This window comes from Alitiscatomonas sp. (assembly GCF_037242085.1).
Classification (GTDB): Bacteria; Bacillota; Clostridia; order Lachnospirales; family Lachnospiraceae; genus Alitiscatomonas; species Alitiscatomonas aceti.
On record NZ_JAXXBR010000034.1, the window covers coordinates 21,657 to 28,316 of the forward strand.

The window sequence follows — 6,660 nt, forward strand, 5'->3', positions numbered from 1 at the left end:
TTAATCCTCCTTTACTTTTACCGTTCCGCACATACAGCCGCCGGCGATCCGCTCCCTCTGCTCCTCAGAGGAAAGCAGCTCCACCTCATCCGCTAAGAATACGGGGCCGTCCTTGCAGACTCTCTTGTTTTTCACGTTGCTGTGCTCGTCCACGTCCTTACTGTGACACACGCAGCCCAGACATGCGCCGATGCCGCAGGCCATCTTCTCCTCCAGGGAGATCCAGCACTCGATGCCGTTTTCTGCTGCATACGCCTTAAGGGCCTTTAACATGGGCGTAGGACCGCAGGCATAGATCACATCGGCCTTTAAGCTGCCCGCCCGGATGGCATCGATGACGTTTCCTTTCGTTCCGACGCTTCCATCCTCAGAGGCGATGACCACCTCTGCGTATTTTCCGATCTCATCTGCCAGGAAGGTCTCCGCATCCCGGTAACCTAAAACGGCGGTCTTTTCGCATTCTAAGTTCTTTGCCAGCTCTAACATCGGCGGGATCCCGATGCCTCCTCCGATAAGAAAGGCCTTCTTATCCTTTAACGGAAACCCGTTTCCCAGAGGACCCATGATGTCCAGCGTATCCCCGGCCTGGTATCTGGAAAACTCCAGAGTCCCGGCTCCGGCGATCCTGTACACGATGCGCAGTCTTCCCTTTTCCTTATCAGCTTCACAGATACTGATGGGCCGCGGTAAAAGTTTTGAGGGGTCGTTGGTGTAGACTGCGATGAACTGGCCGGGTCTGGACGCCTCCGCCATTTCTGGCGCGTCCAGCCACATGCTGAAGATCCCCTCCGCCAGCTTCTCCTGGCTTACGATTGCTGCTCTCACTTTTTTCTGTGCCATGGCTTCCTCCTTAGAGAACGCTGTTGATATCAGCGATCATGTCCATAACTGCCTGTCTGGACGCCTCTGCGAAATGCTCCGGGCCGAACTTGGCGTATTTTTCCTGCTTGTAAGCCGCAATGATGCCGCGGGAGGAGTTGACCACCGCGCCGAGTCCGTCTTCATTGAAGCAGTTGGCCAGATCCTTTGCCGTGCCGCCCTGGGCGCCGTAGCCGGGCACCAGGAAGTAGGTATGGGGCATCAGCTTTCTTAAGATCTTGCTCATTTCCGGATAGGTGGCTCCCACAACGGCTCCCACATTGCTGTATGTACCGTCCATGCAGTCAGCTCCCCACTCTACGACCTTTTCAGCCACCAGCTCGTACAGCGGCCTTCCGTCGATGAGGCGGTCCTGGAACTCGCCGCTGGAGGGATTGGAGGTCTTTACAAGGACGAACAGTCCGCGGTCCTCTTCCCGGCACACGTCCACGAAGGGCTTTACGCCGTCGGTTCCCAGATACGGGTTCACAGTGATAAAATCAGTATCAAAACCGGAGCATACATTGCTGCCGACCTTTACCTTTCCCAGATGTCCCACCGCATAGGCAGAGGACGTGGAGCCGATATCGCCGCGCTTTACGTCTCCGATCACCAGAAGTCCCTTTTTCTTGCAGTATTCCACGGTTCTGGCATATATTTTAAGTCCCTCAATGCCAAACTGCTCATACATGGCAATCTGGGGTTTCACTGAGGGAATCAGATCATAGGTGCTGTCAACGATTTCTTTATTGAACTGCCATACGGCTTCCGCAGCTCCTTCTAATGTCTCTCCAAACTCCTTAAACGCGTTCTGGACGATGTGAGACGGAATGTAGCTTAACATCGGGTCAAGACCAACACAGATAGGCGCCTTTGTTTTCTGAATCTTCTGTACCAGCTGACTAATCATAATTTCCTCCTTCAATGCAGTTCCATTTCCTGTATTTCTATTTCCTATAAAACCTTATTCTTATAGATTTTAGCATAAGAAAGAACGGCTTTCAAGCCCCAAGTGAAAAGATTTGGGGCTTGAAAAAAGGGAGTTTCCATGATCATTCCAGGGATCCCAGCAGAGACTCAAACACATCCAGAGCAGCGTTTACCACTCCCGGCCCCTCCATATCAAGGCCGCAGAGCTTTAAAAGCTCTGTGGGCTTCATGGAGGATCCGCCCTTTAAAAAGTTAAAATAGCCCTCCAGGGCATTTTTATCTCCGTCGAAGATCCTCTGGCCGATGGTAACGGCAGCGGCAAAGGCCGTGGCGTACTGGTACACGTAGAAAGTATAGTAAAAATGGGGGATCCGTGCCCACTCCACGTCGATCTCCGGATCCACGCACATATCCGGGCCAAAATATTTTTCATTGAGCCCGTGATAAAGAGAGCAGAGAGCATCCGCAGTCAGAGGGATGCCGTCCCGGCACATCTTATGGGTCTCCCACTCAAATTCGGCAAACATGGTCTGGCGGAACATCACGGAGCGGAACCGGTCCAGAAGCTGGAAGATCAGGGATTCCTTCTCCTCCCTGGTCCCTGCCTGGCGGATCATGTGCTGGAACAGGATCACCTCGTTGCAGGTGGACGCCACCTCCGCTACAAAAATGGTATACCCGGCGTAGGCCGGCGGCTGGGCGTGATCCGAATACCAGGAATGGAGGGAGTGGCCCATCTCATGGGCCAGGGTAAGGACCGAATCCAGGCTGTCCGTATAGCTCATGAGCACATAGGGATGACAGCCGTATACATGACGGGAGTATCCGCCGCTCCTCTTTCCCTGGTTTTCGTAGACATCGATCCACCGGCTGGAAAAGCCCGTTTCCAAAAGCTTCCCATACTCCTCTCCCAGAGGCTTTAACCCCTCCAGGATCAGCCTTTTCCCCTCCTCATAGGGATACCTCTTATCCGTCCCTCCGGCCAGGGGGACAAACAGGTCGTACATATGGAGCTCTGGAAGGCCCAGCCGTTCCTTTCTCAGCCTCACATACCTGTGCAGGGCCGGAAGCCGGCTTCCAATGGTCTCCAGAAGGCTGTCGTAGACCTGCTCCGGCACCTCGTTGGCCGCCAGGGACATTTCCCGGCTGGAGCTGTAATTTCTCGCCCTGGCCGTAAAGCAGGCCTGCTTTACATGGCCCTCATAGGCTGCTGCCAGCGTATTGGAAAACTGGCGGTAGCTGCTGTAATAACTATGAAAGACTGCCTGCCTCAGACTCCGGTCCCAGCTTTCCATCAGCGTTCCATAGGAGCCGTGGGTCACAGGGATCTCCTCTCCGTCTCCCCCACGGACTGCCTGGAAGCGGACATCCGCATTATTGAACATGGTAAAGATCGCAGAAGGAGCCGCCGCCGTCTGGCCAAAGCCCGCCAGGAGCCGTTCCTCCCTTTCGCCCAGCATATGCTCCTTCCTGGCCAGGATCCGCTCCAGATACAGCCGGTACCCGGAAAGCGCTCCGTCTTCCAGGAAGCCCTTCATGACCGGTTCCGGTATCCCAAGGAGCTCCGGCTCTGAAAAGGAGGATGCCTCCATGGCCCGGGATAAAAGAAGCTGCGCCCGGGATAAAAGGGCCTGGGAAGCGCTCTGGGACGTATCCTCGTCTCTTTTCTGGATGGCGTAAGCCAGAAGCCTGGAAAATTTCAGATCCATGGCCACATCGTGATCCAGGTACTCCTTCAGCACAGCCGCGTCCTCCCCTAAACGGCCCTTAAAACCCTCATACCGTCCGATCCCGCTTTCCAGCTCTGAAAAAAGCTCCTCCAGCGCTTTCTCCGTAGGGATCAGATCCCGCAGATCCCACTGGAACTGCGGATCCATCTCACTGCGTTTTTTTAATGCCTCTGCCATAAAAACTCTCCTTTCCTCCCGGACATGCCTCCCGGCTCCGGGGCTTTCTTATCCGATCAGTCCCGCCATCAGGGGAACGGCGATCACGGTCATCAGTCCTGCCACGGCAATGGAAAGGCTGCTCATGGCGCCCTCCACTTCTCCCAGCTCCAGGGCCTTGGAGGTCCCAATGGCATGGGCCGCCGTTCCCAGGGCCAGTCCCTTTGCAATGGGCTCCCGGATCCCCACCAGCTTAAACCAGCCTTCTGCCACGATGTTCCCCAGGATGCCGGTAAATATGATGCTGACGATGGTGATGGTCACGATGCCTCCGGCCTCCTCCGCCACGCCCATACCGATGGCTGTGGTGATGGATTTGGGAAGCAGGGATACATAATGCACATGCTCCAGACGGAACACCAGGGACATGGCAAAAATGCTCAGGACGCTTCCTGCCACTCCGGTGGTGATGCCGCAGAGAACAGCGGCAAGGTTTTTCTTTAAAAGCTCCAGCTGCTTATAAAGGGGGATCGCCAGACAGACCGTGGCCGGTGTCAGAAAATAGCTGATGTAGGACGCCCCCTGGTTATAATCCCCGTAAGAGATCCCTGTGGCCTTTAAAAGGGCCATCACCAGAAGGATCGCTACCAGAAGGGGGTTCAGAATGGCCCACCCCAGTTTTTTCTTTAAGGCCATGCCCACAAGATAGGCGGCCACGCTTACAAACATCCCAAAATATAACGGCATCTAGTTCTCCTCCTTTTTCTGTCGTCTGATGATCCACTCTGCCGATTTTCCCGTCACCGTCATGACGACCAGCGTAGAAACCACGGTGATGACGAAAAAGGGGACCAGGATGGCCTTCAGTTCGTCAAATTTCTCAATGAGGCCCACTGCTGACGGAATGAACATCAGAGGCATCAGATCCAGCAGCAGATTGCCGGTGGCCTGGACGTCCTGAAGCTTCACCGCCCCGGAGCATAAAAGCCCAAGAAGGATGAACAGGCCGTAAACTCCTGCAGGCACCGGAAACGGGATCCACTGGTTCAAGAGCTCGCCGGTCATAGTGATCCCAAAGATAATGGCGATTTCTTTCAGATATTTCATAATTATTCTCCTCTCCTTATGAATGTCCCCATTTTAGCACCGTCTGTCTCTCCGGGCAACAAATTATACAGAATTTTCCGCATTTTCTTCCGGCCTTCTTGCATTTCCATCTGATACCTGTTACTATCTGAGATACTGGATCCGGGAATCAAGGGACAAAACAGGCCATTGTCCTGACCCGGATCGGACTATACCAGGAGGATTCTTCTATGGATATCACCATTTCTTCCAGCCTGACACCCAGAGAAAAGGATAAAATTTTCCTTCTTCTGGACGCATGCTATAAAAAAGAGCCCGTTTCCCTGACCTTTCCCACGGAGGAAGCCGATCATTATCTTCTTGCCTGGGAAAACGGCCGTCTCCTGTGCGTAGCCGCGCTTTTAAAGGAGGACGAGACCGTTTATGAATGCACCGCCTTCACCCGGCCGGACTGCCGGAGAAACGGCATCTTTGGAGCCGTTCTTGAAAAGGGCCTTTCCCTTCTTCCGGAGGATACGGAGCTTTTATTCTATGTAGACAAAAAAAGCCCCGATGCCCTGGAGGCCGTAACGGCCCTGGGCGCAGAGCTTCTTTCTGACGAACATATGATGGAGCTGGCATCAGATGCCGTCTCTGCCATGAAAGGCATGGGAAAAACGGGAGACCTGACGGTCACAGAGGCCATGGAGGGAGAACAGGCCATCCTGGTCTTTTCTGACGCCCACGGCTCTCTGAACATCTCCCTTTACGGCACCCACTATTACCTGTACGGCTTTGAGATCCGGGAGGGCCAGAGGGGGAAGGGCTTCGGGACCAGCCTGCTTATAAAGGTTCTGTCCTTCCTGGCAGAACGGGAGCCTCTTCCAGTGACGCTCCAGGTATCCGGCTCCAACGGCCCGGCCCTTTCCCTGTATAAAAAAACAGGGTTCCGCATCACCGAAACCCTGTCCCGTTATCTGTACTAAGCTTTGGACATCCAGCCATTTGGCCTATTGGCCGCACCGGCCTGCCAGACGGCTGTTAATCCTTGTCAAACTGCAGGAGCCTGGACGGATCTGCCCGGTTCTCGATCTTCTGCCGGATGGACTGCATCTTTAAGTCCGTCTGGGCAATGATCTCCGCGCACTCCTTTAATTCCTCGCTGATCTCGCCCGAGTCGTCCAGATCCTTTTTATACTTCATCTGGTGGTCCAGGCTGGCCCAGAAGTCCATGGCCATGGTACGGATCTGGACCTCCACCCGCATCTTCTCCTTCCGGTCGGAAAAGAATACGGGGATCTCAATGATCATATGGTAGCTGCGGTAGCCGTTGACCTTGGGACAGCGGATATAGTCCTTTACCATAAGAACGTTCACATCGTCCTGGCGGGCCAGCATCTCAGCCACCACATAAATATCGTCGATGAAGGAGCAGATCACCCGGATCCCGGCCACATCGTAAAGGTTTTCCGCCACCGACTGGACGCTCACCGGATATCCCCGGCGTTTCAGCTTTTCCAGGATGCTTAACGGCTTCTTCACCCTGGATTTGATCATCTGGATGGGATTTCTCTGGTAGCGCACCGCCAGATCGTCGTTGAGCACCTCCAGCTTGGTCTTCACCTCCCGGATGGCACAGGTATACATCATCATCATCTCCCGGAACTGGAGCGCCTCATTGAGAAAGCTGTCCGGGATATCCACGGTCATAGGAGCATTTACGGCAGACTGTACCAGGCCGCCGCTGGGATTCATAGTAATATTCATTTATTTATGTACCTCACTGATCTCATTGGAATTTTCTTTTCTTCATTATACATGATATGGGATGGCTTCTCAATGAAAGAATACTTAATTTTCTCTAAATAAAAATGTCAACATTAAATTCGACATTTTTTCATGTTTTTATCGTTTTGCCGTT

The 6,660-nt window shown here is 53.7% G+C and carries 7 protein-coding genes; 1 reads left to right on the forward strand and 6 read right to left on the reverse strand.

The genetic code is table 11. The features are described from left to right. The 5 genes from WIH05_RS01595 to WIH05_RS01615 form a co-directional block, all read right to left on the reverse strand. Positions 1–840 (reverse strand): dihydroorotate dehydrogenase electron transfer subunit, encoded by an 840-nt coding sequence (locus WIH05_RS01595; RefSeq protein ID WP_022273583.1) that lies wholly within the window; start codon positions 838–840, stop codon positions 1–3. 10 nt (positions 841–850) lie between these two features. Further along, on the reverse strand, positions 851–1,768 hold the full coding sequence (pyrF, locus tag WIH05_RS01600; protein ID WP_022273584.1) for an orotidine-5'-phosphate decarboxylase: 918 nt from the start codon (positions 1,766–1,768) through the stop codon (positions 851–853). A gap of 142 nt (positions 1,769–1,910) precedes the next feature. Beyond that, a complete protein-coding gene (gene pepF, locus WIH05_RS01605) occupies positions 1,911–3,695 on the reverse strand; it encodes an oligoendopeptidase F (protein WP_337424884.1) in 1,785 nt (594 codons plus the stop codon). Positions 3,696–3,743: 48 nt separating this feature from the next. Next, positions 3,744–4,421 (reverse strand): LrgB family protein, encoded by a 678-nt coding sequence (locus tag WIH05_RS01610; protein ID WP_022273587.1) that lies wholly within the window; start codon positions 4,419–4,421, stop codon positions 3,744–3,746. Continuing rightward, a complete protein-coding gene (locus tag WIH05_RS01615) occupies positions 4,422–4,781 on the reverse strand; it encodes a CidA/LrgA family protein (protein WP_022273588.1) in 360 nt (119 codons plus the stop codon). A 209-nt stretch (positions 4,782–4,990) separates the two neighbouring features. Between WIH05_RS01615 and WIH05_RS01620 the strand changes: the two genes are divergently transcribed. Beyond that, positions 4,991–5,725, forward strand: coding sequence for a GNAT family N-acetyltransferase (locus WIH05_RS01620; protein ID WP_022273589.1), 735 nt, complete (start codon positions 4,991–4,993; stop codon positions 5,723–5,725). Between the two features lie 55 nt (positions 5,726–5,780). Here WIH05_RS01620 and WIH05_RS01625 read toward each other — a convergent pair whose 3' ends face one another. Beyond that, entirely contained in the window at positions 5,781–6,506 is a 726-nt protein-coding gene (locus WIH05_RS01625; protein WP_022273590.1) for a GTP pyrophosphokinase family protein, read from the reverse strand. Positions 6,507–6,660 lie beyond the last annotated feature (154 nt).

Excerpts from the sequence above, each read along its gene's own strand:
- WIH05_RS01595 (WP_022273583.1), bottom strand. The coding sequence starts at position 840 with ATGGCACAGAAAAAAGTGAGAGCAGCAATCGTAAGCCAGGAGAAGCTG.
- pyrF (WP_022273584.1), bottom strand. The coding sequence starts at position 1,768 with ATGATTAGTCAGCTGGTACAGAAGATTCAGAAAACAAAGGCGCCTATC.
- pepF (WP_337424884.1), bottom strand. The coding sequence starts at position 3,695 with ATGGCAGAGGCATTAAAAAAACGCAGTGAGATGGATCCGCAGTTCCAG.
- WIH05_RS01610 (WP_022273587.1), bottom strand. The coding sequence starts at position 4,421 with ATGCCGTTATATTTTGGGATGTTTGTAAGCGTGGCCGCCTATCTTGTG.
- WIH05_RS01615 (WP_022273588.1), bottom strand. The coding sequence starts at position 4,781 with ATGAAATATCTGAAAGAAATCGCCATTATCTTTGGGATCACTATGACC.
- WIH05_RS01620 (WP_022273589.1), top strand. The coding sequence starts at position 4,991 with ATGGATATCACCATTTCTTCCAGCCTGACACCCAGAGAAAAGGATAAA.
- WIH05_RS01625 (WP_022273590.1), bottom strand. The coding sequence starts at position 6,506 with ATGAATATTACTATGAATCCCAGCGGCGGCCTGGTACAGTCTGCCGTA.